This window comes from Yoonia sp. SS1-5 (assembly GCF_038443705.2).
Lineage (GTDB): Bacteria > Pseudomonadota > Alphaproteobacteria > Rhodobacterales > Rhodobacteraceae > Yoonia > Yoonia rhodophyticola.
Window position 1 is genome coordinate 1,092,098 of sequence record NZ_CP151767.2, and the last position, 26,071, is coordinate 1,118,168.

The following is a 26,071-nucleotide window of genomic DNA, read 5'->3' on the forward strand; positions in this document are numbered from 1 at the left end:
TGGACTGCACCAACAGGGAGAGCGGCGCTTATTCCGTCGCCCAGCGGGCGACCAGCTCGTCATAGTTGACGGTCTCGCCTTGCGGTTTCTCGTTCTCCAGCGGTGGCTTGGCCCCACCATTGGCAAACCAGTATTCCGCGCTTTGCTCTTCGTTCAGACGCGGACCACAACCCCCATAGACATTTGCGGCCTCGTCAGCGGCCTGCATCCGGGACATGGTGATATCCATCTCCTCGGCCAGACGGTCCATGGCTTCTTGCGGTGTAAACGCGCCGGAATTCACGTCACCGATCTGCTGCCACCAGATCTGGGCCAGCTTCGGATAGTCAGGCACGTTGATGCCGGTCGGCGACCATGCCACGCGGTCGGGCGAGCGATAGAATTCGACCAGACCACCCAGTTTGGGTGCGCGTTCGCTGAACGATTCGTGATTGACGGTGCTGTCACGAATGAATGTCAGACCCACATGGGATTTCTTGACGTCCACGGTCTTGGACACCACGAATTGCGCATAAAGCCACGCGGCCTGGGCGCGATCCAGCGGGGTTGATTTCAGGATCGTCCAGGATCCCACATCCTGATAGCCAACCTTCTGGCCCTCGGTCCAGTATGGACCATGCGGGCTGGGCGCCATCCGCCACAGCGGATTGCCTTCGGCATCCACAGTGTTGTTCCCGGCAGATTGCGGGGCAACCATGTCAGCCGTAAAGGCAGTGTACCAGAAGATCTGCTGGGCCACGTTCCCTTGCGCCAGCGCAGGCAAAGACTGGTAGAAGTCAAAGCTTGCCGCACCAGGAGGGGCGTATTTCCGCAACCATTCATCCCATTTGCGGATCGCATAGACCGCTGCAGGGCCATTGGCCGCGCCGCCGCGTGTGACGGATGCACCAACGGGGTTGCAGGTTCCTGCTTCCATCCGGATGCCCCATTCGTCAATCGGAACACCGTTCGGCTCGCCCACGGATCCGGCACCGGCCATCGACAGCCACGCATCCGTCATGCGCCAGCCAAGATCAGGGGCCCGCTTGCCGTAATCCATGTGCCCATAAATGCGCACGCCGTCGATTTCCTGCACGTCTTCGCTGAAGAACTCGGCGATATCCTCGTAGGCCGACCAGTTGACTGGTACGCCAAGGTCATACCCGTATTTTTCCTTGAACGCGGTCTTGTTGGCCTCGTCATCGAACCAGTCCTTGCGGAACCAGTAAAGGTTCGCAAATTGCTGGTCAGGCATCTGGTAGAGATCGCCATCAGGACCGGTGGTAAACTGGATCCCCATGAAGTCAGCAAGATCGAGGCCCGGATTTGTGACCGCCGCACCATCGCCCGCCATGAAATCGGTCAGATTGACCGCAAGCTGCAGGCGCGAGTGGGTTCCGATCAGGTCGCTGTCATTGACATAAGCGTCATAGAGGTTGCGGCCCGTCTGCATCTGGGTCTGCACCGCCTGTACGACTTCGCCCTCGCCCAGAATCTGGTGGTTCACCTTGATCCCGGTGATTTCCTCGAAGGCTTTGGTCAGCACTTCGGATTCATATGAATGTGTCGGAATGCCTTCGGACAGGACATTGATTTCCATCCCGGCATAAGGCTGTGCGGCCTCGATGAACCAGTTCATTTCCGCCAGTTGTTCGTCTTTCGACAATGTTGATGGCTGGAATTCTTGATCAATCCACCGCTGTGCAGCGGCTTCGTCAGCCAAAGCGGTATTGGACCCCGCAAGCAGTGCTGTCACAGCTGCTGCGGAGAGCAGATACTTACGCATCTTGTCTCCTCCCTTGAGATTATTTGAGCCGGTTTTCGCCGACGCCTTAGCATCATCGCGAACTGGCAAACTTGTCAAACTAAAAATTTAGTAGTTAGACAGATAAGCGCTATCATATTGATATAGATGTATATTTTTTATACCTCGCCCCGCAATGAATTCGGCGTGGGCGCGCATCAGGCAGATTCGATGCGCCCCTCCAATGCCGGATTGCACAGCGAATTGCCCACTATTCAGCCGGTTTTTGCCAACGCATCATCCCGTCTAAAATTGCGCCAGCCTGCGCGGCCAAGGGACGCCACAGATTGATCCGCGCCCCCATTTGCCGATGCCGCTTGGCATCCCCGCCCAATGTCGGAACAATGCGTCGCAGCGGCGACCTGCGATGACCGCGATTCTGAGGAGACGGGCATGTATGACCTCGCGATATTATGGGACTGGATCGCGTTCAGTGTCCGGTGGCTTCATGTCATCACGGCCATGGCCTGGATCGGTGCCTCGTTCTTTTTCATCGCCTTGGATCTGGGGCTGCGCAAAGCGCCTGACATGCCTGCCGGTGTGCATGGCGAGGAATGGCAGGTCCATGGGGGCGGGTTTTATCACATCCAGAAATACCTTGTGGCGCCGGAAAACATGCCCGAACACCTGATCTGGCATAAGTGGCAAAGCTACATCACTTGGGTGTCCGGGGCTGCGTTACTGATGATCGTCTACTGGGTGGGGGGCGAGCTTTTCCTGCTTGACCCGACCAAGGTTGACCTTGCCCTTTGGCAGGGCATCCTGATTTCCGGCGGGTCACTGACAATCGGCTGGCTGGCCTATGATTTTCTGTGCAAATCGAAACTTGGCAATCAGCCAACCACGCTGATGATCTTGCTGTTCGTTATTCTTGTCGTGATGTCATGGGGTTACAACCAGATCTTCACTGGCCGGGCCGCCCTGCTGCATCTGGGGGCTTTCACGGCCACGATCATGACCGCAAATGTGTTCTTCCAGATCATGCCCAACCAGCGGATTGTGGTTGCCGATCTCAAGGCCGGGCGGGTGCCGGATGCGAAATACGGAAAGATTGCCAAACTCCGGTCCACCCACAACAATTACCTGACGCTGCCGGTTGTGTTCCTGATGCTTAGCAATCACTATCCGTTGGCCTTCGGCACCGAATACGCGTGGATCATTGCAAGCCTGATTTTCCTGACCGGCGTGACGATCCGGCACTATTTCAACGCGTTGCATGCCACCGGCAGCGGGCCCCATTGGACCTGGGGGGTGACCGTCTTGCTGATGATTATCATCGCCTGGCTGTCAACGATCCGCGATGGCGAGACATGGCAAGAGGCCGAAGCCCGCCCGCTCACCCCGACCGAGGAAAGGTTTGTTGCGGTTGCCAGCTTCGATGATGCCTATGACGCCGTGATCGGAAATTGTTCGATGTGCCATGCCCGCGAACCGGTCTGGGGCAACATGCAATGGGCGCCAAAAGGCGTCTATCTGGAAACCCCCGGTGACGTGGCCCGGAATGCCAGCCAGATCTATCTTCAGGCCGGGGTCAGCCACGCCATGCCGCCGCCAAACGCCGTCCAGATGGATCCGGCGGCACGCGCAAATATCATCGCCTGGGTCCGCGAGGCCCGCGCGGGTCACTAGGGGCAGGCCCCATCAGCCGCGCACATCCTTGGGTGATCCCATCACCATATAGCTGGTGATGGATCGCACATGCGGCACGGTCCCCAGCGTGTCGGTATGGAAAGCCTTGTAAGCTGGCAGGTCAGCAACCTCGACCCGCAACATATATTCAAACGCGCCCGCAACATTGTGGCATTCGGTTACCTCATCAGCACGCTGCATCGCCCGTTCAAACCCTGTTTGGGCGGCCTTGGTATGCTCGGCCAATCCGACGGCAACATACACCACATAGGCGCGGCCTGTCTGGGCAGGGTCCAGCCGGGCGCGGTAGCCCTTGATCACGCCGCTGCGTTCAAGTTCCTGCACCCGGCGCAGACAGGCAGAGGGGGACAGGCCGACCTGCTCTGCCAGTTGCAGGTTTGTTATCCGCCCATCAGCCGACAGAATGCGCAATATATGATCGTCTATTTTGTCATTTGTCATCATATGTTGTGAACTTTCGGCCCTTGCGCAGAACTCAGCAATTTCATTGTGCTGAACGTCGTATATCATTGCGCAATGAATGTTGAAATCCTCATCGCCCTTATGGGCTTTGCTTTTGCCAGTTCCATCACGCCGGGGCCCAACAACCTGATGCTGATGGCCTCCGGGGCGAATTACGGGCTCTGGCGGACAGTGCCGCATATGCTGGGGATCTCAATCGGTCATGCATTCATGGTGACGATGGTCGGCGTCGCCCTGCTCCGGGTTTTCGAGGCCTACCCCATCCTGAACACGGTGCTGAAAGTGCCAAGTGCGGCCTACATGCTGTGGCTCGCCTGGAAGATCGCCAACGCCCTGCCACCAGAGGCAAAGGAAGTGACAGGCAAGCCGTTTACCTTTCTGCAGGCAGCCGCCTTTCAATGGGTAAACCCCAAAGCGTGGTTCATGGCGATCACCGCGATCAGTGCTTATGCGCCACAGGATATGGGGGTCTGGGCCGGGTCCATGATCGTGGCAGGCATCTTTGCCGCCACAAACCTGCCATCCGTGTCCGTATGGGCCTGCCTGGGGGTTCAGGTGCGCAGGTTACTGGGAACGACCACGCGTTTGCGCGTCTTCAACGTGACAATGGCCATCCTGCTGGTGGTGTCGCTCTATCCGCTATTGACCCATAGCGGCTAGATAGCGCCAACCTGTCCCGGTATCATGCCACGTCGCAGTCGGGCGCGATCCGGATCAACGCATGTCTGTGATTGGCGGCATAACTCTTCGCGGCCCGGTCCTAGAACGGCACATCATCTGCGTGGCTCGCGCTCACCACAAATTTCGCAACCACATGTTTTGATCCGGCCTTGTCGAATTCAATCTGCAGCTTGTCGCCTTCAATTGCGATCACCTCGCCATAGCCGAATTTCTGATGAAAAACCCGGTCGCCTTCGGTAAAGGCGCTGACCGCATCAAGGTCAATCGTCATATTGCGGGCTTCGGACGGCATTGACATGCCGCGTTGGGCACCGCGCGCCTGCAACCGCTTCCAACCCGGCGAATTATAGACATCCGCGCGATGGGCCTTTTCGTGCAGGTCTGACGCCATCATACCTTGCGCTGCTGGTGACGCGCTGGCCGACATGCCCGCCGCCCCGTAGCCGCCACCGTAAAGGCCGGGCGGCGTCAGCACCTCAACATGGTCAGCAGGCAATTCATCAATGAACCGCGACGGCATGGCCGACTGCCACTGCCCGTAGACGCGCCGGTTGGCCGCGAAAGAGATCGTGCAGATTTCCTCGGCCCGGGTGATGCCCACATAAGCCAATCGGCGCTCTTCCTCGAGGCCCTTAAGCCCGCTTTCGTCCATCGAGCGTTGCGAAGGAAACAACCCATCCTCCCAACCGGGCAGAAACACGGCCGGAAATTCAAGCCCCTTGGCCGCGTGCAGCGTCATGATGCTGACCTTTTCGCCCGCGTCTTCTGTTTCATTATCCATGATCAGGCTGACATGTTCGAGGAACCCTTGCAGGTTCTCGAAGTTTTCCAGCGCTTTGACGAGTTCCTTGAGGTTTTCAAGCCGCCCCGGTGCCTCGGGTGTTTTGTCGTTTTGCCAGAACCCGGTATAGCCGCTCTCATCCAGGATCATTTCGGCCAGCTCCACATGCGTGTCGGCCTCGGCCCGGACTTGGCCGTGCCACCGGTCAATCGCATCCACCAGAATAGTCAGCTCTTTCAGGCCCTTCCCGCCCAGCAATTTTCCCTGACAACAAAGCCGCGCGCCTTCGACCAAAGACACACCATTGCTGCGCGCGGTGCGTTGAATGGTCTGGACCGCCTTGTCGCCCAGGCCCCGTTTGGGGGTATTGACGATCCGCTCGAACGCCAAATCATCCTCGGGGCTGACGGCAAGGCGGAAATAGGCCATGGCATCCCGGATCTCCATCCGTTCATAAAACCGCGGGCCGCCGATGACGCGATAGGGCAAGCCAATCGTCAGAAACCTATCTTCGAAAGCGCGCATCTGGTGCGAGGCGCGCACGAGGATCGCCATGTTGTCAAGGCTGACCGGATCAAGGCCGCGGGTGCCGCGTTGCATCGCCTCCACTTCCTCCCCGATCCAGCGGGCCTCTTCCTCACCATCCCAATGGCCGATCAGGCGGACCTTTTCGCCCTCCTCACGCGATGTAAACAGGGTCTTGCCCAACCGCCCCTTATTTGCCGCGATCACGCCAGAGGCGGCAGCAAGGATATGCGGGGTAGAGCGATAATTTTCCTCCAACCGCACCACATGAGCGCCCGGAAAATCCTTTTCAAAGCGCAGGATATTGCCCACCTCGGCTCCGCGCCAGCCATAGATCGACTGGTCATCATCACCCACACAGCAGATGTTTTTATGCCCGCCCGCAAGAAGGCGCAGCCACATGTATTGGGCGACATTGGTATCCTGATATTCGTCCACAAGGATATAACGGAACCAGCGCTGATATTGCTGCAACACGTCGTCGTGGGTCTGGAAGATCGTCACCATATGCAACAGGATATCGCCAAAATCGACGGCGTTCAGATCGCGTAACCGGGCCTGATAGGCGGCGTAAAGGTCCACCCCCTTGTGATCAAATGCACCGCTATCAGCGACCGGCACTTTGTCAGGCGTGTAGGCCTTGTTCTTCCAGCCATCAATGATGCCTGACAACATCCGGGCCGGCCAACGCTTGTCGTCAATGCCGGCCGCCGCAATCAGTTGCTTCATCAACCTGATCTGATCATCGGTATCCAGAATGGTAAAATTCGACTTCAGGTTCACCAGTTCCGCATGACGGCGCAAAAGCTTGGCGCAGACGGAATGGAACGTGCCAAGCCACGGCATGCCCTCAACCGCCTCACCCATATGGCCGCCGATGCGCGATTTCATCTCGCGAGCGGCTTTGTTGGTGAACGTGACAGCAAGTATCTCATGCGGGCGGGCGGTGCCCTTGGCCAGAAGATGGGCAATTCGGGTGGTCAACGCCTTTGTCTTGCCCGTCCCGGCGCCGGCCAGCATCAAGACCGGGCCTTGCAGCGTCTCAACAGCTTCGCGCTGTGCGGGGTTCAACCCGTCAAGATAGGTTGGCGCGCGCTGCGCCATTGCCTGCTGGCTCAGCGGCACAGCGGCTTCAAACGCATCATCTTCCGAAAATCCATTCATCATTCAATCATAGCGTTTCGGATCAAAAGAGGAAAGAGTTGTTCCACTTTCGTTCCTTCGTTTCTCATCTCGCATCAAATACTCCCGCCGGAGGCGTCCGGACGCTTGCCAAAAGCGACAACCAAGCCATAGTGCGCTGGATGAGCCTGCACACACGATACCCCGCCATTTCAGACCTCAAAGCACGCGCCCGGCGACGAATTCCACATTTTGTCTGGGAATATCTCGACAGCGCAACGGGGGTCGAGGCCACACAGGCGCGCAATCGCAGCGCACTGGATCAAGTGCTGTTTCACCCCTCGATCCTGCATGGGGAATTTGAACCGGATTTGCGGACCACGTTGCTGGGGCATGGGCATCCGGTGCCATTCGGGATCGCGCCGGTTGGCATGTCCGGGCTGATCTGGCCGGGCGCAGAACAGATGCTTGCGCGCATCGGCGCGCGCGAGGACATTCCCTACACCCTCTCAACCGTCGCCACGCAACTGCCCGAAGATGTCGGCCCCCTGACCGGCCAGCACGGATGGTTTCAGCTTTACCCGCCGCGCGATCCGACCATTCGGGACGATATCCTGAAACGGGCGCGTAATGCAGGGTTTCGAACAATCGTGATGACGGTGGATGTTCCCGTCGCCTCGCGCAGGGAAAGACAGACCCGCAGCGGGCTGACCAACCCACCGCGGATCACACCGCGCCTTGCCTTGCAGGTCGCGCGTTGCCCGACATGGCTGAACGGCATTCGCAAAACCGGTATGCCCCGGATGAAACTGATGGACAGCTATTCGAAAAATCGGTCGGCACTGCCCTCGAACCAGCATATTGGCTACTTGCTGCGGACCTCTCCCGATTGGGATTATTTCAAATCGCTGCGCGATGCCTGGGAGGGCAAATTGATTGTCAAAGGCGTGGGCCGGGCAGATGACGCGGCCCGCCTGTCAGACGCCGGGGCGGATGCGATCTGGGTCAGCAATCATGCAGGCCGGCAATTTGACGGCGGCCCTGCGACAATTTCGATCCTGCCAGAGATCAGGGCCGCCACAAAGCTGCCAATCATCTTTGACAGTGGCATTGAAGGGGGTCTCGACATCATCCGCGCGCTGGCGCTTGGCGCGGATTTTGTCATGCTGGGGCGCGCATTCCACTACGGGCTGGGGGCATTGGGCGCACCTGGGGCCGCGCATGTGGTTGATATTCTGCGCCAGGACATGATCAGCAACATGGGTCAGCTGGGCGTCAAATCCATCCCTGACCTTGCCAGTTTGTCTAAAATTTGAATGCCGAATTTAGGGCTTCTTTAAGAATCCATCCGCAATAATGGCAAAAAAAAGGCGGCCTGAGCAGATGGAGACTGACATGTTTGGAAATACGGATCATCAAAGCTTGTATCAAACGCTAGAGGCGTTTGCTGTCCCGATGTTTGCGGCAGAGCGGCCCTGCCCCACTGACCCGTTTCGCATGATCTGCATCAACAGCGCCTACACGGATCAGTCAGGCCTGACCAATGACATCGTGCGGGCGCAGCGAACATCAGATTTCCTGCATCCCGAAGACGCCGCCGCTGTGGAACAACGATATTGCGAATGCGTCCATAACCGCACGGCCACCAACTATGCCGCGACCTTGGTGTTCAATGATATTCGCACCCAATGGAATACCACCCTGCAACCGGTTTTTTTGCCCGACGGGACTGAACGGATTATCGGAACTGCTTTCGCGATCGACCGGCTGTGCGAGACGCTGGGGATGGACGATGCGGCCTATTTTGCTGCAAGTGCCCAAATGCAGATGGGCAAGCTGCGACACTTTATCGACATGCTCGAACAACGCGCCGACCTGCCTGCAGATATGCGCGATGCGGCCTTTGTTGTGGGCAACCTGACGCGTAGCATTGACGCGATACTGGGGGATCTGCGCGCACGCACAAAACCCCATCAGAACGCGTTTGGGCTGGAAGGGTTCGCCGAAGCCGTCAGCGCCTGAAAAAGGCGCATCCATCCAACAAATCCATAGCCCCCATGGACGCCCCGAAAGACTTCGCTTAAAGCTGTTGCTGCAACTGCGAAGGAACGGGACATGGCCGAATTTAACAAAATCCTGATTGCCAACCGGGGCGAGATTGCGATCCGCATCATGCGCGCCGCCAACGAGATGGGCAAGAAAACCGTGGCCGTCTTTGCAGAAGAGGATAAGCTGGGCCTGCACCGTTTCAAGGCTGATGAAGCCTACCGGATTGGCGAGGGCATGGGCCCGGTCGCAGCCTATCTCAGCATTGATGAGATTATCCGCGTCGCCAAAATGGCGGGCGCCGATGCGATCCACCCGGGCTACGGCCTGTTGTCGGAAAACCCCGACTTTGTAGATGCTTGTGCGGCAAACGGGATCACGTTCATTGGCCCCAAAGCCAAGACAATGCGCGAATTGGGTGACAAGGCCAGCGCGCGAAAGGTCGCTATGGCCGCCGACGTGCCAGTGATCCCGGCCACCGAGGTTCTTGGCGACGATATGGCCGCGATCAAGAAAGAAGCCGCAGAAATCGGCTATCCGCTGATGCTCAAGGCATCCTGGGGCGGTGGCGGCCGGGGCATGCGTCCGATCATGTCAGAGGACGAGCTGGAAGAGAAAGTCCGCGAAGGCCGCCGCGAGGCCGAAGCCGCCTTTGGCAATGGTGAGGGTTATCTGGAAAAGATGATCATGCGCGCCCGCCATGTCGAGGTGCAGATCTTGGGCGACAGCCAGGGCAACATCTATCACTTGTGGGAACGCGACTGTTCGGTCCAGCGGCGCAACCAGAAGGTCGTTGAACGCGCCCCTGCCCCCTATCTGTCGGGGACACAGCGCGAACAGCTCTGCAATCTTGGCAAGAAAATCTGCCAACATGTCAATTACGAATGCGCCGGCACCGTTGAATTCCTGATGGATATGGATAGCGGCGAATTCTACTTTATCGAGGTCAATCCACGGGTTCAGGTGGAACACACCGTGACCGAAGAAGTGACAGGCATTGATATCGTCCGTGCGCAAATTCTGATCGCCGAAGGTAAATCACTGATGGAGGCCACAGGCTGCGCCTCGCAATATGATGTGAAACTTGATTGTCACGCGATCCAGTGCCGCGTCACAACCGAAGATCCGCAGAACAATTTTATCCCTGATTATGGCCGCATCCAGACATATCGGTCGGCCACGGGTCCAGGCATTCGTCTTGATGGCGGCACGGCTTATTCCGGTGCTGTCATTACCCGCTACTATGACAGCTTGCTGGAAAAGGTGACCGCCCGCGCCCCGACGCCCGAAATGGCCATTGCCCGGATGGACCGGGCCTTGCGCGAATTTCGTATTCGCGGTGTCTCCACCAATATCGCTTTTGTGGAAAACCTGCTGAAGCATCCAACGTTTTTGAACAACGAATACCACACCAAGTTCATTGACGAGACGCCCGAGCTCTTTGATTTCCAGAAACGGCGCGACCGGGCCACCAAAATTTTGACCTATGTCGCGGATATTACCGTGAATGGGCATCCCGAAACAGCGGGGCGTGCGCTGCCCGCAGCAGATGCCAAGCCACCGCGCCCCCCGTTGAAGCCGACCACTGATGTCACGCCGGGTACGCGCAATATTCTTGACGAGTTCGGGCCAGAGGCTGTTGCCGACTGGATGCGGGATCAGCAACAGCTTTTGATTACTGACACCACGATGCGCGACGGGCACCAGTCCCTTCTTGCCACGCGGATGCGGTCTATCGACATGATCAACGCCGCCCCTGCATATGCCCAAAAGATGAACCAGCTTTTCAGTGTGGAATGCTGGGGCGGGGCGACGTTTGATGTGGCCTATCGGTTCCTGCAGGAATGTCCGTGGCAACGCCTGCGCGATATCCGCGCCGTCATGCCGAATATCATGACGCAGATGCTGTTGCGCGCATCTAACGGTGTTGGTTACACAAATTACCCCGACAACGTGGTGCAAAGCTTTGTGGCGCAAGCCGCCCGGTCTGGCGTCGACGTGTTCCGCGTGTTCGACAGCCTGAACTGGGTCGAAAACATGCGCGTGGCGATGGATGCCGTCATCAAGGCCGAAAAGGTCTGCGAAGGCACAATTTGCTACACCGGCGATATGCTTGACCCGAACCGGTCCAAATATGACCTGAAATACTATGTGGGCATGGCCAAGGAACTTGAGGCGGCAGGCGCACACGTGCTGGGCCTGAAGGATATGGCGGGCCTGCTCAAGCCTGCAGCCGCAACAGCATTGATCAGGGCGCTGAAGGAAGAAACGAACCTGCCAATCCACTTCCACACCCATGATACATCCGGGGCCGCCATTGCGACGGTTCTGGCGGCTGCTGATGCGGGTGTCGATTGTGTTGATGCGGCGATGGACGCGCTATCAGGGAACACGTCGCAACCAACGCTTGGCTCGATTGTTGAGGCGCTGCGCGGGAATGCCCGCGACACCGGCCTTGATATTGCGGCGATCCGCGAGATCAGCAACTATTTCGAGCAGGTCCGCGCCCATTATGCAGCCTTCGAAAGCGGCCTGCAGGCACCCGCGTCCGAGGTGTATCTGCACGAGATGCCCGGCGGCCAGTTTACCAACCTCAAGGCACAGGCCCGGTCCCTGGGCCTGGAAGAGCGGTGGCACGAGGTCGCCCAGACCTATGCGGATGTGAACGATATGTTTGGTGACATCGTCAAGGTGACCCCATCGTCGAAAGTGGTCGGTGATATGGCGCTGATGATGGTCAGCCAGAACCTGACCCGCGCCGATGTCGAAAACCCCGATACCGACGTGGTATTTCCGGACAGCGTGGTCGACATGATGAAAGGCAGCCTTGGGCAGCCACCCGGTGGTTGGCCAAAGGCGATCCAGAAAAAGATCCTGAAAGGCGAAAAGCCCAGCACGGACCGGCCCGGCAAACAGCTGCCCGCTGTTGATCTGGAAAAGACCCGCGCCGATCTGTCCACCCAGTTGGAAAATATGGAGATCGACGACGAGGATCTGAACGGATATCTGATGTATCCCAAGGTCTTCCTCGATTACATGGGCCGCCACCGGACCTATGGCCCGGTCCGTACCCTGCCCACCCGGACATTCTTTTACGGGATGGAGCCCGGCGAAGAGATCGTGGCCGAGATTGACCCCGGCAAGATACTCGAAATCCGGCTGCAGGCTGTGGCCGACATGAATGAAGACGGTGAGGTAAAGGTCTTTTTTGAACTTAACGGGCAACCGCGGACCATCCGTGTGCTGAACCGTCTGGCGGCGGCCGAGAAAATCTCGCGCCCCAAGGCCGAAGATGGCAATGCCAACCATATTGGTGCGCCCATGCCCGGTGTCGTCGCCACGGTTGCGGCAGCCGTCGGCAAAAAGGTCAAGGCGGGCGATCTGCTGTTGACCATTGAGGCGATGAAAATGGAAACCGGCCTGCATGCGGAAAGGGATGCCGTCATCAAGGCGGTCCATGTTCAGGCAGGCGGTCAGATCGACGCCAAGGACCTGCTTGTTGAACTGGAATGACGCTGACGATTTCCCCGGTCTATGCGGCCATTCTGGTCGCATGGTTTCTGGTCTTGTCGGTGCGCGTGATTACCTATCGGCGCGCCAACCGCATCGCCTATGGGGATGACGGCAATAAATGGTTCATTGCGCGGATCCGCGCGCAGGCCAATTTCGCGGAATATGCGCCGGTCGGAATCATCCTGCTGGCCCTGATCGACCTGCAAGGCGTGCCCGCAATCTGGCTGCATCTGTGTGGTGTGACCCTGACGCTTGGGCGTCTGTTGCACGGGCTTGGCCTGTCCTTTTTGCCGCGCCAGCTGAACCTGCGCGTGGCTGGCATGGCCCTGACGCTGGTGGCTCTTGCCCTGGGGGCCGCGATAAACCTCATCGCGGCCATCTTCTAACGCGTTTTAGTCGGCCATAAACAAACCGAAAAGAATGTCGCCACCCGCAGTCTCGGCGGTAAGCGCGCCACCGACCTCGTCGGCCGTGTCCAATACCGGGTCATAGCCAAACGTCGCCCCGACAAAAGTATGACTGTCGGGAACAAAGCGCGCACCACCGGCATTTTCGGTTGTGATCGTGCCACCGCTGAATGTGTTCCCGCTGACGCTGGCATCAACGATCCGGATCTCATTCACCGCGGTTGATCCGGCACCGGCAAAGGTGGCATCGACCGTTCCGCTTCCACCACCAAAATCAACGTCAATATCGGCCGTCCAGTTATTCAGCTGCACAGGCGCCGCAGCACCATTTGCAAGCAGGCGCGCCTCGAACTCGCCAGTGTAATTAGCCGTTCCCGTCTCGACCGCGGAAACACCAAAAATGCCCGATGTTTGGCTGTCGACCTGAATATCGCGGATAAAGGCGTAACTGCCCCGGCTAAAGCTGAACGCGGTCACGTCGCCAAGTGATGTCGCAGGTACCGTCGCGCCCGCGGCAATTTCTTGTGCCGCATGATCGACCGTTCCCGACACAAGCTGTGTGTCATCGCCCGCATCGGTCAGCAAGGCTCCCGAAAGGGTGCTTGTGGCCGCACTTGTATCAGCCAATGTCAGCAGCATCGGGTCCACCGGGCCGCCCGGCCCGCCTGCACCACCGCCGCTGCCCCCGCCGCCACCGCAGGCCGCAAGCAAGCATGCCGCTGATGCGACGCAGATCATTTTTTGTCGTGTCATTACCCGTTCTTCCCTGGTCCCAAGCCGTTAGGCGAAAATGAAATCTGCCTCTGACAGGCTGTTCAGATCAACGCCGTAAAGCAGCACGCTGGTGCCCTCTGCCGAGAATAGCGCACCATTTGCCGTCTGCGTGACAGCGCCGCTGCTCAACACCGCACCTTCGGTCACGGTGGTGAAACCGGACAAGGCGATGACATCCTCGCCCGCCACAAAATCAGCGCCGGTCGGCGTGACATCAAAGCCGGTCGCGGCGTCAAAATTGACCAATGCCAGCTCAAACGCGGCGATGACATCATCACCGCGATTGACCCCAAAGCGGAAGATATCAGCCCCCCCGCCCCCTTGCAGCATATCGTCGCCCGCGCCACCAATCAGCGTGTCATCACCGCTAAAGATCGCGCCGGCAATATCACCAACAATCACGTCATTGCCCGACCCGCCAACCAGCACGTCGCCCCGGATACCGCCAACCAAAAGGTCGTGACCCGCACCGCCGTCAATCTCATTCTCGCCCGACAGCGCGATGAAAAGGTCCGTGCCTGCGCTACCGGTTGTCTGTCCGCCCTCATTGCCCAGCGCGCCGGCCTGGAACATATCGTCAATCGGATCAGTGTCGGGCGCGTCCGGTTCAACCGGCGGCGGCGTTGTGTCCACCGGATCAGCAGGTTCGCCAGACGGGCGCACATCGCGATCCGCGCCGGTCAGCCCGGCGATTTCCCCAAATGTGAGCGCCCGGTCATAGACCTGAAAATCGTCGATTGTGCCGTCAAACACGCTGTTGACGTGGTCAGGGTTGGACGGGCTGCGATATCCGTTGCTGCCGCCCACAACGATATCATTGCCGTTGTTAAGCCAGGACACCGTGATGTCCTTGTTGCTTTCGACCTGTTCGCCATCAATGAAGGCGGCAAGCCCGTCTTCGCCGAAAGTCAGGGCGATGTCATAATCCACACCGGCCTGCAGCACGCCTTCATCCGCGATGCGCACATAGTGGTTCTTGTCCGTTGTCTGCATCCGCACATAAAGCGCGCCTTCGTAGAAATACATCGACGTATGGCCACCTTCGCCAAAGTCGCGCGCATCCTTGGCAAACAAGGTTGCGGATCCTTCGATTGGGATCCGGTTGGCATTGAACGAGAACGCAACTGTCGCCGCCCGCAACGCCTGTTCCTTGTCATGCCGGATATTGATGTACCCGGTGTCGCCATTCGCCGTGACTGGGCCATCGGCGGCCACAACAATGTCAGCGGCAAAATCAGCAGGCTCGCGATAGGCATGCGCGTCCGAATAAAGCGCACCCTCGTCAAGCTCGGCCTCGAGTATCCGGTTCATCCACTCGGCAATATTGTCGAGCGATTCATTCCAGCGACCATCCCGGTCACGGATCGCATCATTATAGATGACCCCATAGCCGATATTGTAGATCGCGTCGGCAACCGTGTTCACGCCGTTTTCGCCAAAGAGCGGGCTTGTCGATTGCCAAATCTCGGCCAATTCAAAGCCGGTGCGCGTTGTCTTGGTCTCAATCCCGTTCAGCGCGTCCATCTCTGCGGCACGGTTTTCAGCGATCCACGCATCCAGTGTCTTGATGTCATGGCGGTCCAGCATGCCGTCATTGGCGATACCGGTGGCCTGGATCCCCTCTAACAAGATCTTGTTCATGCCGTCCGCCGATGCCGCAGCAGTCGAAATATCGGTGGCCGTTGATCGCGACAGCAGCCCTTCATCCGTCGCCACCATTTCCACAATCGCGTCCAGCCCTGTGCCGGTTGTGCCTTTGTCGAACAGATCAGAGTTAGGGTTGTAGAAACGCCCGGCCGCAAGATCATCGCGCAGCAATTCGTCCAGCCAGAATGCGACATCCGACAGCGAGGCATTGCCATTTCCGTCTTCGTTGATCAACCGGCCATTCTTGTGCCCAAAGCCCAGGTGATACAGCCCGTCTGCAATCGTGTTGACAGCATCCTCGCCATAAAGTTGGGTTTGACCGCCGTCGCCCTGCACCAGGTGAAACCCGGTCTCGACATTGTCTTCGTCATCCCCATGCGCGCGAATCCAGACAGGCGCATGATTGGCCTTGATGAAATCGGCCAATGTGGCCACGTCGCTTGCCGTGATCCGGCCGTCATTTCCGATACCGGTCGCCTTGATCGACTGCACAATGATCTTGTTCATCACATCGGCCGCTTCGGCGCCTTCATTGATCTCGCCCAGCGAGATGCGGTTGTTCAGCCCGGGATCCGTGCCAATCAGATCAACCAGATCGTCAAGACCCGTGCCCGTGGTTCCGGCAACAATCGGGTTCACATCAGGATTTGCCAGATCGGCCATATCCGCCGCCAGAAGCTGGTTCAGCCAATGGGCTACAGATTCGGTGGACGCATTGCTGTCACCGTCTTCGTTGATCAGCCGCCCATGGCCGTTATAGCCAAAGCCTAGATGATAGAGCCCATCGGCGATGGTATTGACCGCGTTATTGCCAAAGAGCTGGGTGATCGCCCCGTCATTCTGCACCAGATGGAAACCGGTTTCGGTATTCTTCTCATCATCCCCGTGCGCGGTCAGCCACGCCTGATAATGATTGGCCCGAATATCATCGGCCATCGCCATCACATCCGCAGCCGTGAAGGCCCCGTCATTGGCGAGCCCCAGCTTTTTGATGGTCTCGATGATGATTACATTCATCGCATCGGCCGCCGCTGCCCCGTCCTGCTGTTCGCTATCGGGAATGCGGCGCCCAAGCTCCGGATCGGTTTGAATGATGTCGACCAGTGCATCCAGCCCAGTGCCGGTGCTGCCGACAACCGGTGCAACTGCGTCGGGGTTTTTCAGATCATCGCCTACTAGATCATTCGCAAGCAGATCGTTCAGCCAGTAGGCCACGGATTCAACACGCTCGTTTCGGTTGCCGTCTTCGTTGATCAGACGATCACCGTCATAGCCGAAACCAAGGTGGTAGATCGCGTCAGCCACCGTGTTGATGCCGTTGCGCCCGTATGCGTCGCGCACAGCGCCGTCATTTTGCACCAGATGGAAGGCCGTCTCGACCCCGTCTTCATCATCGCCATGATGCCGCAACCATTCCGCACGGCGGTTATCCTCAATCCAGGTGGCAAGGCTATAGACATCGCCTGCATCAATCACACCGTCATTTGCGGCACCCGTGGCCTTGATCCCCTCAAGGATAATGGCATTCATCGCGGCGGCAGCGGCACTGCCGGCCGTGATCTCATCGGCATCAATCCGGTTGCGCAGACCGGTATCCGTCTCAATCCAGTCCAGGATCGTATCCAGACCTGTCCCACTGCGGGTCGCCGCCGTGATGGGATCGGCTGTTTCTGCCAGGGGTCCGGCCACATCATCCCCGCGCGGCCCATCCGGCACGGCGGTAGGCGCCAACCCGGCAGGTTCATCGCGCGCAAATCCCTCATCAATCGACAGTGGCGTGACAGCCTCGGCCAGATCGGCCACATTTTCAACGATGCCATAAAACACCGTCATTGAGGGGATCTGGGTGATATCACTCTGTTCGACCCGGTCGCCATAGACGGTGATCGTCCCCACCCGGTCTTGATCATGCGCACCGCCATTTCCCTGAGACGATTTGTAGGAAATGATGCTTTCATCCGTCCCGTCGCCGTCAATATCGCGATATTCGATCCCATCAAATGTCAGGGTGTGGCCTGCAACCTCGATCCGGTCGCCTTCGGCCTTGCTGTAATCGGTGATGACGTCATCGCCGATCGTATCAACCCAATGATCATGCAGCAGATTGTTTTCGCCCGCCACGCCGCGCCAATTGATCGACCCGTCATCCCGCACATGTTTGAGGATGATGTTTTCCTTGGCGTTGATCACCCACTGGAACCGGAACGTGTCCGCCCCCGCCCCGCCGGTCAACACATCATTGGCCGCAATCGGCTGATCGGGATAGATCGTCAGCGTCACCGGATCAACCGATCCGTCATCGTCGCGGACCCGCCCGTTAGACCCATAGATCAACTGGCCGATGACCGGTTCGCGCCCGTCTGCCGTGCTCAGCAGAATATCGTCGCCATGCCCGCCAAACAGATTGTCCTGGCCATGACCGCCATCAATGATGTCGTCGCCGTCACCGCCATCCACGTGATCGGATCCATAGCCGCCTGCAACCACGTCGTTGCCAGCACCGGCCAACATGACATCCCGGCCAAGGCCACCATACATGGCGTCATGGCCATCCGTACCGGCCATATCGTTATTTGCTGCAGTCCCATTGGTGCTGCTGCCACCGGAAAGCCCCGCAACCTGGCCCTGTTCAAGCACGCGGTCATAGACGGTGAACCCGGTGATATCGCCCTGAAAATGCGCGTTGATATCAGTCTCGCCGCCGGCCTTCTGGTTGCCGTTATTCGCCCCGACAATCAGGTCAGAGGAATTGGCAGACCAGTCAAAGTCAAAATCTGTCCGATGCCCAACCCGAATACCATCCATCCACGCGGCAAATGTCCCATCGCCGAACGAGATCGCGACATCATGGGCCTGACCCGGCGCGATGTCTTCGGCCAGTTTGATATAGTGATCTTTGCCTGCGGTGGACGCCTTGAGGTAGAGATCGCCGTCATGCAGATAGACCCGCAGATCGCCGTCATTTGACCCTGCCCCGTCCTTGGAGAACAAGACCTGATGCCCGCTATCGGGCTGTTCGCTGACAAAGCTGAATGCAATTGTGCCGGTATCCAGATGCAGGGCCGGGCGATCTTCGATCACCTTGTAATTGTCGTCATCGGTCACGTTCACGGCACCCGGCTGCGCCACGATGTCACCCGCAAACATGTCCGGGTCGACCGCAACCTGATCGGCATTGGCAAAAGTGCCTGCAGCCAGATCATCCGCCAAGAGCGTATTCAGCCAGCCCGCTGCCGATTCAAGGGACCCCATCCAATTGTCGTTCTGATCCCGGATACCGCCATGCTTGTCACCAAAGCCAAGGCTGTAGATCGCCAGCGACAGCTGATTGATTGCATTCGCCCCGCCCAATTGCACGGTACCGCCATCCCAGACCAGCCCAAGCACGCCTTCATCGGCATCACGGTCGCCGCGCAACGCGGCCCAGCTATCCAACGCGTTCTGATTGATCCAGGCCCCGATGACCGAAACATCAACAGCCGTCAGCGACCCGTCATTTGCCACACCGGTGGATGTGATTGCATCAACCAGAATGGCGTTCATCTGGTCAACGTCTTCTGCGATCTCGGCCAGTTCTGCCGCATTGTGCCGCCCGGTCAGCCCATCATCAGATGTCAGGGCTTGGGTGATCTGATCCAGCGCGGTGCCGGTTGTCCCCTGCGGATAAAGGTCGATTGCGGCATTGGCCAGCGTGCCGGCAGCCAGATCGTCAGCCAGAATATCCTGCAGCCAGAACGCCACCTGGGTCAGGGTCGCGTTGGCGTTCCCGTCTTCATTGGTCAGCCGACCCTTGTTGTAGCCAAAACCAAGGTGGTAAAGCCCGTCGGCCACCGTATTGATCGCGTTGTCCCCATGCGCGCGGGCTGTGGCACCATCATTCTGCACCAGATGAAAACCGGTTTCGACGCCAGCCTCATCATCCCCATGCGCGATGATCCACGCCTCCAGATGGTTGGCGGCGATCCAATCGGACAGAACCTTGATATCCGCTTCGGTGAATTTGCCGTTATTGGCGATGCCCGTCGCTTTGATCCCGTCGACGATGATCACGTTCATCTGGTCGGCGGCGGCTGCGCCATCCTTGATCTCTTTCTCGGGCAGGCGCCGGTTCAGCTCTGCCTCTTGCCCGATCAGGGTCACCAACCGGTCAAGCCCTGTGCCGGTGGTGCCGACAACAGATGCCCCATTGCCGCTGACCAGCGACCCATTGGCCAGATCGGCGGCCAGCAATTCATTCAGCCAGTAGGTGACATCTTCGACACGCTCGTTGCGGTCGCCATCCTCGTTGATCAAGCGGTCGCCGCTATAGCCAAATCCAAGATGATAGATCGCATCCGCAATCGTGTTCACCCCTGCCCGGCCAAATGCCCGGGTCTCACCACCGTCATTCTGAACAAGATGAAACGCGGTTTCCTCGTTATTCTCGTCATCACCATGCGCGGCCAGCCACGGGTTCAACCGGTTGGCACTGATCCAGTCGGCAAGGTCATAGATTTCCGAAGGGTCCAGTGTGCCGTCATCAGCCAGACCAAGGGCGGTGATCCCCTCGATGATGATTGCGTTCATCTGGTCCGCGCTGGCGGCACCTTCGGCAATATCCGCCGCAGGGATACGCCGTTCCAGCCCCGGATCATCATTAATCATATCAACCAGTTGATCCAGACCGGTGCCGGTGGTTCCCGGCACCGTCGCCACAACATCCGGGTTCGCCAAACTGCCAGCGGCCAGATCGTCGGTCAGCAGGCTGTTCAGCCAGAATGCCACATCATCGACCTGGGCATTTGCGTTACCGTCTTCGTTGATCAATCGGCCATTATTGTAACCAAAGCCGAGGTGATAAATCCCGTCTGCAACCTGATCCAGGGTCCGATCCCCGAACAGATGCAGGCTTCCGCCATCATTCTGGATCTTGTGAAAGCCGGTTTCGACATCGTCTTCGTCATCCCCGTGGGCCGTGATCCACGCCGCACGCTGATTTGCAATGATCCAATCAGCGATTGCATAAACATCATCGGCGGTAATTGATCCGTCATTCGCGGCACCGGTCGCACGGATCGCATCCACGACAATCGCGTTCATCTGTGCCGCAGCGCGGGCGCCGTCAATAATCTCTGCTGCGTCTATTCGCTGGTTCAGCCCCGGATCAACCAGCGCAGTTTCGACAAGCAAATCCAGCCCGGTGCCGGTTTTTGGGATATCTGCAGTGACGGTATCAAGGCGCAGCGCACCGATGGCGGGATCAAAAAAAGGCTTGTTCACAGCTTAGACCTATCTGCTTTTCCTGCAGCGATCCCAATGCTTAAGCCAAAGCGGCCAAACGGGGACCCCGCATCAATTTTCGTTCTCTCGCGCAGCCCCCGCAACGCATGCATAAGTTGCCGTCGGGTCGGGTCTGGCGCAATTTCTTTTTCAAATGTCGGCGAAAACACACCCATCCGAGCAGCCATCCGCCGACCCTCTACCTAGACGCGAAACAATGCACACTTATGCGCCCTTAGTTTTGGTTATCCAGAAACAGTTTCGGAGTTATTGATCCAACCATGCCTGTTTTTTGTTCAACGCAAGGTGGCGCGAAAAAAGAAACAACAGGTCGATTTTGGTCTTGAAGTGCGCGCAGAACCTTTATAGATGACGCGACACTAACGGATGCGGGCGTAGCTCAGGGGTAGAGCATAACCTTGCCAAGGTTAGGGTCGTGAGTTCGAATCTCATCGCCCGCTCCAGATAGCCAACTTACCCGGTTGGTCGCGGTAAGGGTCTCCTTCGGGGGCCCTTCGTCGTTTTGGGTCCATCCATCGCCACACATGCATTTGAAAACCTGCAACATTGTTTTGCTCTATGGATATCGCGGATGCTGCGAGATGGAATTGGTATATGCGGTTTTTGTTTTTGACGATCCTGCTCGCCTTTGGCGTGGCGGTTGCGGCGCAATCGGTTGCGCCACGTGATGGCTGGGTTGTGACCCCAACCGCGAAACCGTTTGATGTTTTACTGGATGACCTGAAATCAGCCGTTCGCGCCGATGGCTTCGCCGTAGTCACCCAGGCTGGCCCAACAGGTGCTGCCCGGAACCGCGGTATTGAAATTCCTGAAAACAGGGTGGTGGGCGTGTTCAATAATATCTATGCCGTCCGTATTCTGGAGGCATCAGTGCCGGCCATGATCGAAGCCCCGATCCGGTTTTATCTGACCGAAGAAGCCGACGGCACCGCGACACTATCTTACAAGCGCCCAAGCTTTGTCTTTGCCCCCTACACACTGGACGCGACGCCCGACCTGATGATAGCAGCCGCAGAACTCGACACGGCCTTTGCGGCCATTGCCGATGCGGCGACAAACTGATCCGATCCATAAGGAACCATGATGCAAAAGACCCTTCGTGCGGCCGACATTCTGGCCCAACGCCTGTATCAGGCTGGCTGCCGCTTTGCCTTTGGCATGCCCGGCGGTGAAGTGCTGACCTTGATTGATGCGCTTGAAAAGGCCGGCATCCGCTTTGTGCTGACCAAACACGAGAATGCAGCCGGTTTCATGGCCGAAGGTGTGCATCACATCGACGGCGCGCCCGCCATTCTGGTCGCAACGGTCGGGCCGGGGGCGATGAACGGCGTCAATGTCATTGCCAATGCCGAACAGGACCGCGTGCCGCTGATCGTGCTGACCGGCTGTGTCGATGCCGCAGAGGCACAGACATACACCCATCAGGTGCTGGACCACCGCAAGGTTTTCGAACCCATCACCAAGGCCACATTTACCCTTGATGCTGCGGCAGCCGGCGTCATCGCCGATAAGGCCGTTGGCATTGCAACTGAAGGCCGGTCCGGACCGGTTCATATTGATGTGCCGATTGCCGTGGCCGAGGCACCAGCTGTCCCGCTGCAAAGGGGCCGTGTTCACGCCAGTCCCGTCGCCCCGTCCGGGCCCGACCTTGAAACCGCCCGCGACTGGTTGGGCAAGGCTGAACGGCCGGTGATTGTCGCTGGCCTTGATGTGCTCAAAGACGGGGCGAGTGCCGCCCTGTCCGAGTTTGCCCAGACATTCAACATCCCCGTCATCACGACATACAAAGCCAAGGGGATTATCCCCGAGGATCATCCGCTTGCCCTTGGTGGCGCAGGGCTGTCACCGCTTGCAGACAAGCACCTGGTGCCGTTTCTTGCGGCAGCCGACCTGATCCTGCTTATCGGATACGACCCGATCGAGATGCGAACCGGCTGGCAGAACCCATGGGATCCCGCAAAAACCAATGTCATCGACATTCATGCCGCCCCGAACCACCACTACATGCATCAAACCAGCCTGAGTTTCATTGCCGATACCGGCGCCGCGTTGCAAAGCCTGTCGGACAGCGTGGCACCACGCCCGACTTGGGTCGATGGTGAGGTGGCTGCCCTGAAATCGGCGCTGAACGCGGCGTTCCCATCGGATGAACCATGGGGACCCGGCGCAGTCATTGCGGAATGTCGGGACATCATGCCTGCTAATGCAATCGCCACGGTTGATAGCGGGGCGCATCGTATCCTTCTGTCGCAGATGTGGCAGTGTCCGGCGCCGCGCCTTTTGCTGCAATCATCGGGGCTTTGCACGATGGGTTGTGCTGTGCCGCTGGCGATGGGGGCCAAGATTGCCGCACCTGACAGGCCGGTGGTCAGCTTTTCGGGCGATGCGGGGCTGCTGATGGTTGCGGGTGAATTAGCAACGGCGGCAGAGCTGGGCCAGAACACGATCTTTGTGGTTTTCGTCGACGCCTCGCTTGCGCTGATCGAACTCAAGCAGCGCCAGCGTCAGATGCAAAACACCGCCGTGGACTTTGATCAGCACGACTATGCCGCGATTGCCACTGCGTTTGGCGGAACGGGCGTCACCGTCCGTGATCGGGTCGGGCTGCGCAAGGCCATGCAGGACGGGCTAGCATCTGACCGCTTCACGCTGATTGCGGCAGAGATTGACCGTAAATCCTATGATGGGCGGATCTGATATGGGTCCGCTTGACGGTCTGCGCATTCTTGACCTCAGCCGTATTCTGGCCGGACCAACCTGCACCCAGCTTCTTGGTGATCTGGGCGCCGAAGTCATCAAGATCGAAAATCCCAATGGGGGCGATGATACGCGCAGCTGGGGGCCGCCATTTGTGACAGATGCGGACGGGGCGCCAACCGATCTGTCATCCTATTTTCTATGTGCGAACCGCAACAAACTGTCTGTGGCCGTTGATATCGCCACCACCGCGGGGCAAGAAACGATCCGGGCCATCGCGGCCCAATCGGATGTGGTGATCGAGAATTTCAAACCCGGCGGGCTTGCAAAATACGGGCTGGACGCAAAGACCCTGCTCGGGGATGACCCGGCGCTGATTTACTGCTCGATCTCGGGCTACGGACAAACCGGGCCGAACGCGCATAAACCGGGCTATGACCTGATGGCGCAGGGCTATGGCGGGATCATGTCATTGACCGGCGCCCCTGATGGGGAACCGATGAAAACCGGCGTTGGCATCGCGGATGTGATGTGCGGCATGTACGCGACCGTGGGGATCCTGGCCGCCTTGCGGCACCGTGATCAAACCGGTGAAGGGCAACATATCGACCTGTCGCTGGTTGATAGTCAGGTTGCGTGGCTCATCAATGAAGGCACCGGATATCTGACCACCGGCAAACCACCGATCCGGCGCGGCAACGGGCATCCGAACATCGCCCCCTATCAGGTCTTTGGCACATATGATGGGCATGTCATTATCGCGGTCGGCAATGATGGGCAGTTTCGCCGTTTCTGCGATTTTCTGGACCTTGGCGATCTGCCGGATGATGACCGGTTTGCAACCAATGCCGCACGCCTGAACAACCGCACAGCACTTGTCGCGGCACTGACCCCTGCACTTGGCGCGCGTACAACCGACGCGATCATTGCCGGGCTGGAAGGGTGCGGCGTGCCGGTCGGACCGGTGCAGACGCTTGATCAGGTTTTCGCCTCTGATCAGGTTGCAGCCCGCGAAATGCAGATCAGCATGGGGGCGAACGATTCCAGTCAGCCGGATGTCAGATTGATCGGCAATCCGCTTAAATTCTCGGCAACGCCGGTCACATATCGCCATGCACCGCCGCGTCTTGGGCAGGATACTGCCGAGGTTTTGCGCCGCCTGGCTGTAAAACGTTGAAAAACAGCAATAAATAAAGCTGAAACACTTATGACAGGTTCGTCAATCACGGGTCTGTGTGGTGTATCGGTCAGTTTTGACTGATACCCCTTTGGCAGGATCTAGGAGCGTATTCACAAATGATGCAAGATTTATTCGGGCAGGACACCACACTCGCCACCCCTCAGGCGCTGGAGAGCTGGAACAATACCCAACGCGCGTTTCTTGCGCATGGGGCAAGCACACCGACACATCTTGGTGCAACGTTGGAGGCCGAGCCTGATTTTGCCCTTGGGCATATCGCCAAGGCGATGTTCTACATCCTTTTGGGGCGCAAGGAACTTCTGGCAACAGCGACCGAGGCCTACGAGGCCGCAGAAGCGACCAACCGCGCCCAACCCATCAGCAAGCGCGAGATGTATTTTCTGCAAGCCCTGCGCGACTGGATGAAAGGGCAACCCAAGGCTGCATTGCGCCATTTCGAGGCTGCGCTGGCCGACAACCCAACCGATACGCTTGCGATGAAGCTGGATCATGCTGTCCGCTTTGTTCTGGGCGATGCGGTCGGGATGCGCCGGATGATCGAGGCGGTCCTGCCCGCCTATGACAACAAGCATCCGGGCTATGGATACCTGCTGGGCTGCCACGCCTTCGCGATGGAAGAAACCGGTGAATACAAGCGTGCCCAGATCGCTGGCCGCGAGGCATTGCTGCTGGCGCCTGATGACGCTTGGGGCCTGCACGCTGTTGCCCACGTACATGACATGACCGCAGATGCGGCAGGCGGGATAAAGTGGCTGACCGGCCGCGAGGAAGCCTGGGCGCATTGCAACAATTTCCGCTACCACGTGTGGTGGCACAAGGCGTTGATGCATCTGGACATGGGTGAGCGTGAAGTTGTGCTTGATCTTTATGATCAGCAGATCCGTCAGGACAAGACGGATGATTACCGCGATATCTCGAACGCGACCTCGCTGCTCAGCCGGTTGGAGCTGGACGGCGTTGATGTGGGTGACCGCTGGGAAGAACTGGCCGACCTGTCCGCAAACCGCACCGAAGACGGATGCCTGATTTTTGCGGACCTGCACTATCTGCTGGCCCTTGTCGGCGGCCAGCGCGAGGATGCGATCGCAACGATGATGGGACGCCTGCATCGCGATGCCAAGGAAGGCAAATCGGATATGCAAAAGGCGATGGCGAACCCCGGCCTCGCTGCCGCCGCCGGTCTGGAAGCGTTTGGCGAGTCCAATTTCGAGGGGGCCTTTATCAACCTGGCCCGCGCAAATGCCGATATGCATCTGGCAGGCGGCAGCCACGCGCAACGTGATGTGTTCGAGCGGCTGACAATTGACAGCGGCATCCGCGCCGGTTTCCTCGATCAGGCAGAGGCAATTCTTGCCAAGCGGACAGCACAGCGCAGCGGACGTATTGACGGCTACGCTGCAGCGCGGCAAAAGCTGATTGCAGATGGGCGACGCGCAACAGAGCGTGCGGCCAACTGGGCGGCATCCTAAGCCGCGCCCCGATAGGTTGAAAAGACTGCCGCA

Annotated in this window: 15 protein-coding genes and 1 tRNA gene; 11 read left to right on the forward strand and 5 right to left on the reverse strand. The window is 58.4% G+C overall.

Annotated elements, in window-relative coordinates; translation table 11 throughout:
• Positions 1-28: 28 nt before the first annotated feature.
• The gene (locus tag AABB31_RS07035; protein WP_373635567.1) at positions 29-1,765 is read right to left on the reverse strand and encodes an ABC transporter substrate-binding protein; all 1,737 of its coding nucleotides are present in this window, start codon (positions 1,763-1,765) and stop codon (positions 29-31) included.
• Positions 1,766-2,176: 411 nt separating this feature from the next.
• On the opposite strand from AABB31_RS07035, the gene AABB31_RS07040 reads away from it, so the two are divergent.
• The gene (locus tag AABB31_RS07040) at positions 2,177-3,412 is read left to right on the forward strand and encodes a urate hydroxylase PuuD (protein ID WP_373635568.1); all 1,236 of its coding nucleotides are present in this window, start codon (positions 2,177-2,179) and stop codon (positions 3,410-3,412) included.
• 12 nt (positions 3,413-3,424) lie between these two features.
• Here AABB31_RS07040 and AABB31_RS07045 read toward each other — a convergent pair whose 3' ends face one another.
• The gene (locus AABB31_RS07045; protein WP_373635569.1) at positions 3,425-3,874 is read right to left on the reverse strand and encodes an Lrp/AsnC family transcriptional regulator; all 450 of its coding nucleotides are present in this window, start codon (positions 3,872-3,874) and stop codon (positions 3,425-3,427) included.
• 75 nt (positions 3,875-3,949) lie between these two features.
• On the opposite strand from AABB31_RS07045, the gene AABB31_RS07050 reads away from it, so the two are divergent.
• The gene (locus AABB31_RS07050) at positions 3,950-4,555 is read left to right on the forward strand and encodes a LysE family translocator (protein ID WP_342078809.1); all 606 of its coding nucleotides are present in this window, start codon (positions 3,950-3,952) and stop codon (positions 4,553-4,555) included.
• Positions 4,556-4,655: 100 nt separating this feature from the next.
• On the opposite strand, the gene AABB31_RS07055 is transcribed toward AABB31_RS07050, so the two are convergent.
• Positions 4,656-7,046: a UvrD-helicase domain-containing protein gene (locus tag AABB31_RS07055; RefSeq protein WP_342078877.1), complete on the reverse strand. Its 2,391-nt coding sequence runs from the start codon at positions 7,044-7,046 to the stop codon at positions 4,656-4,658.
• 140 nt (positions 7,047-7,186) lie between these two features.
• Here AABB31_RS07055 and AABB31_RS07060 point away from each other — a divergent pair, with 140 nt between their 5' ends.
• From AABB31_RS07060 to AABB31_RS07075, 4 genes are all read left to right on the forward strand, one after another.
• Positions 7,187-8,320: an alpha-hydroxy acid oxidase gene (locus AABB31_RS07060; protein ID WP_342078808.1), complete on the forward strand. Its 1,134-nt coding sequence runs from the start codon at positions 7,187-7,189 to the stop codon at positions 8,318-8,320.
• Positions 8,321-8,399: 79 nt separating this feature from the next.
• Positions 8,400-9,026: a hypothetical protein gene (locus AABB31_RS07065; RefSeq protein ID WP_373635570.1), complete on the forward strand. Its 627-nt coding sequence runs from the start codon at positions 8,400-8,402 to the stop codon at positions 9,024-9,026.
• Between the two features lie 93 nt (positions 9,027-9,119).
• Positions 9,120-12,563, forward strand: coding sequence for a pyruvate carboxylase (locus tag AABB31_RS07070; RefSeq protein ID WP_373635571.1), 3,444 nt, complete (start codon positions 9,120-9,122; stop codon positions 12,561-12,563).
• On the forward strand, positions 12,560-12,949 hold the full coding sequence (locus tag AABB31_RS07075) for an MAPEG family protein (RefSeq protein ID WP_342078806.1): 390 nt from the start codon (positions 12,560-12,562) through the stop codon (positions 12,947-12,949). The genes AABB31_RS07070 and AABB31_RS07075 overlap by 4 nt, the downstream gene beginning before the upstream one ends.
• A 6-nt stretch (positions 12,950-12,955) precedes the next feature.
• Here AABB31_RS07075 and AABB31_RS07080 read toward each other — a convergent pair whose 3' ends face one another.
• Positions 12,956-13,723 (reverse strand): hypothetical protein, encoded by a 768-nt coding sequence (locus AABB31_RS07080; protein WP_373635572.1) that lies wholly within the window; start codon positions 13,721-13,723, stop codon positions 12,956-12,958.
• 27 nt (positions 13,724-13,750) lie between these two features.
• Positions 13,751-20,650, reverse strand: a complete 6,900-nt coding sequence (locus tag AABB31_RS07085; RefSeq protein WP_373635573.1) for a LamG-like jellyroll fold domain-containing protein — start codon at positions 20,648-20,650, stop codon at positions 13,751-13,753.
• 389 nt (positions 20,651-21,039) lie between these two features.
• On the opposite strand from AABB31_RS07085, the gene AABB31_RS07090 reads away from it, so the two are divergent.
• The 5 genes from AABB31_RS07090 (at position 21,040) to AABB31_RS07110 (ending at position 26,038) form a co-directional block, all read left to right on the forward strand.
• Positions 21,040-21,114: transfer RNA gene (locus AABB31_RS07090), tRNA-Gly, on the forward strand.
• Between the two features lie 151 nt (positions 21,115-21,265).
• Positions 21,266-21,733: a DUF302 domain-containing protein gene (locus tag AABB31_RS07095; RefSeq protein ID WP_342078801.1), complete on the forward strand. Its 468-nt coding sequence runs from the start codon at positions 21,266-21,268 to the stop codon at positions 21,731-21,733.
• A gap of 21 nt (positions 21,734-21,754) precedes the next feature.
• A complete protein-coding gene (locus AABB31_RS07100; RefSeq protein ID WP_342078800.1) occupies positions 21,755-23,368 on the forward strand; it encodes a thiamine pyrophosphate-binding protein in 1,614 nt (537 codons plus the stop codon).
• Positions 23,355-24,545 (forward strand): CaiB/BaiF CoA-transferase family protein, encoded by a 1,191-nt coding sequence (locus AABB31_RS07105; protein ID WP_342078876.1) that lies wholly within the window; start codon positions 23,355-23,357, stop codon positions 24,543-24,545. The genes AABB31_RS07100 and AABB31_RS07105 overlap by 14 nt, the downstream gene beginning before the upstream one ends.
• Positions 24,546-24,664: 119 nt before the next feature.
• On the forward strand, positions 24,665-26,038 hold the full coding sequence (locus tag AABB31_RS07110) for a tetratricopeptide repeat protein (RefSeq protein WP_342078799.1): 1,374 nt from the start codon (positions 24,665-24,667) through the stop codon (positions 26,036-26,038).
• Positions 26,039-26,071: the final 33 nt, after the last annotated feature.